This window comes from Candidatus Hepatobacter penaei (assembly GCF_000742475.1).
Classification (GTDB): Bacteria; Pseudomonadota; Alphaproteobacteria; order Holosporales; family Hepatobacteraceae; genus Hepatobacter; species Hepatobacter penaei.
Map to the genome: position 1 here is coordinate 1 of NZ_JQAJ01000004.1, position 2,649 is coordinate 2,649.

General features: G+C 47.1%; 2 protein-coding genes and 1 tRNA gene. All 3 read right to left on the reverse strand.

What is annotated here, in order from left to right; genetic code table 11:
- Window positions 1-101 precede the first annotated feature (101 nt).
- Window positions 102-1,229, reverse strand: coding sequence for a PD-(D/E)XK nuclease family transposase (locus IG82_RS0105850; protein ID WP_216476170.1), 1,128 nt, complete (start codon window positions 1,227-1,229; stop codon window positions 102-104).
- Window positions 1,230-1,696: 467 nt separating this feature from the next.
- A tRNA-Tyr gene (locus IG82_RS0105855) sits at window positions 1,697-1,782 on the reverse strand.
- 520 nt (window positions 1,783-2,302) lie between these two features.
- On the reverse strand, window positions 2,303-2,649 hold a 347-nt coding region (locus IG82_RS0105865), incomplete at its 5' end, for a hypothetical protein (RefSeq protein ID WP_216476171.1).

The following is a 2,649-nucleotide window of genomic DNA, read 5'->3' on the forward strand; positions in this document are numbered from 1 at the left end:
CAAAAACCTCCCCCCAAGGCTTTCCCCATCCTCAAACCTTTGTGACACATTGTCAATGCATTATGCCCTCTTACGACATATGCATGAATGACCACCAAGGTTCACTTACCGATTTCATCGTTATGAAGAGCCCTATCCACATCAGCGATGTCTAGGTTCAACATGCTTGCCACCTCTTCCTTTGTGTGCATGCCAGTCTCGAGTAAGGCAATGGCTGCTTCAAGCTTTCCCTGCACTCGACCTTGCTCCCGCCCCTGCGCTCGGCCCTGTGCTCTGTAATGATCAATCACCTCTTCTGCCTCTTCTGTACGCCTTACAAAGTTGGTAAGCTCTCCTTCTCTGAGCTTTCTTTTATCCAACATCTCATGCAGTTTATACAAAGGTGTCCCCTCTGCGTCCGTCACCTGAGAAGATTTGGACACTTTTTTAAATAAAGACATTTTTGCTTTTGGATTTCTTAACGACATGTATTTGAGGAAAAAGAAAAAGCGATCTTGATGTGTTTCAAGATCATCTTCCCCTTTATCAAATCGATCCAAGGCCAACACCGTAAGTGTGGATCGTGACTGGCGGCTATAAGGAATGTCAGGATGATTTATGTGCCGATACTCAGAGGTATTGACGACATCGGGAAAGCCAGAATCCAAGGGCTTATTTGTCACGACAATGGAATGCACCCCCACCAAGCTTTTTTGAAAATCTTTGGCAGGGTTTTTTCTCAAACTCGTCTTCTCCCACGCTTCCAGAGCAAGTTGATTGTGAACATACAACATATCAAGGTTTCCTTCAAAACGTGCATGCCGGATACGCGCCTCGTCTGGATAATAGGCGTGAAAGTCATTTTGCATCTCAATGAGAAAATGTTGTCCATTGTGATCGCGCGCCACCACATCAATTGTAAAGTGAGACCCTATGGGGACTTGGCTAGGCTGCTCTTTATTGAGAAAGATCACGTCTTCAACAACGCGATCCTCTTGAGCTAGCACGGCATTGATAAACGCTGCACACCCTTCTTCATGGGACCCGAGGCTCTTCTTAAAGCCCCAGTCAGAACATGGGTTCACAATATGAAAAAAGGCATCATCCTCAAAAGGTGGATCCACATGACGCACATACCCCCGAGGATATCGCGGCGTATAAAACAACAGGTCACTTACAGAAGGTGTGTAGGTATCCCCCTTTTGCTCATGACATATCCGCGCCCAAGATGCATGTGGCTTCTGAGACATCGCCGGTATCGCGCAGACAGCAAAAGATCTTAACGAAACAGGCCGTGCAAACAGCCTTTCCCCCCATAAAGAAAAAGCAAGGTGTGGACTCGCCTGCGCATAAAACAGCATGAAATCCCAGGCCAACAGACATGAGCCACCTAAGCCGACCATCTTGGACCCTCTTGTCATGACCTACCCCCTTTATGTCAAAAACGGCATCACGATAACAAAAAAATCAATAAAATCAATATATTAAGAAAGAAATACATGCATGTTTTGTATTCAACCCTTCTCTATAGGGTGCAAGCCACGATCTTGAACCTATGCACCAAGACATCCTGTGAAGCGTCAGAGATCACCAGGATGTGCGGATCAAGTATGAGCCTGATCTATTGAAACATCCATTCACGTTTCCGCAGGCTGGATAAGGCTGGCAAATAGTGTCAATCTAAGCAAGCCACACCGGCACGGGCACAATAAGGGTGTGGTGGAGGGAGTAGGATTCGAACCTACGTAGACGTTCGTCGGCAGATTTACAGTCTGCTGCCATTGACCGCTCGGCCATCCCTCCACCCTTTGAGAGTACAAACTTCCCCCAGCCTTTGTCCAGTCCTTGAAACCATAATTTTATTCAAGGCAAGAAGAGATGTTTCCCTGTCCATACAAAGCAAAACCGAGAACGGCTTAATCAAACCTTATGCAATTCTTGCAAAAATAGGATAGAAACGTTTCTAGTCTTGTGGTGTATGTTCATGAAAACCTCCATGCTTTCCCGCCTTTTATCCGCTTTTTTCTCCATTATCGTGTGCATAACCATAGGCGCTTTTGCCGCCCCACTCTTACGAGCTGAGGAAGACGGCCTGCCTGGAGGGACCTATCGCCACACATGCACGGGATGTGGGTTTATGAATCAAGATGAAGGACGCGTCCTGATTTGTGATTGCACAGATGGCGATGGTCATTCACAATCCACGAGCCTTTCTGAAAAAGTTATCAAGGAAACGCCAGGGTGTTGGCATAACCTCAGAAATGAGTTAGGACAGCTTGGGTGTGGCACGCGCCTTAACTAATGTGCTGACATTTGAAGTGGGTTAGTCTTGAAGAGCGGGGGTCTCAGCACAGGAAGACCGAAGGACTGACACCTGTACATCTTCTTTGTGAGGCCCTATATGTTTGGTTTCCCCCACCCATGAACGTGGTAACAGACAGCGCAGGGTGAAGGGAATCGTCAGCGTCATAACGTAAAGCGAAAAATAGTGATAGCGAAGCACCCCCGCCAGGGAAAACACAAACAACGATCCCGTTAACACGCACGCCATAGACAGCATAAAGGCCAGGCTCTGACGATAGGGGCGAAGATCTGGGCGACCCTTCGTATACACAAGGCAGAAAAGAGATGAAAGTGCACACATAGACAACCAAAAGAGTGCATAAAGAG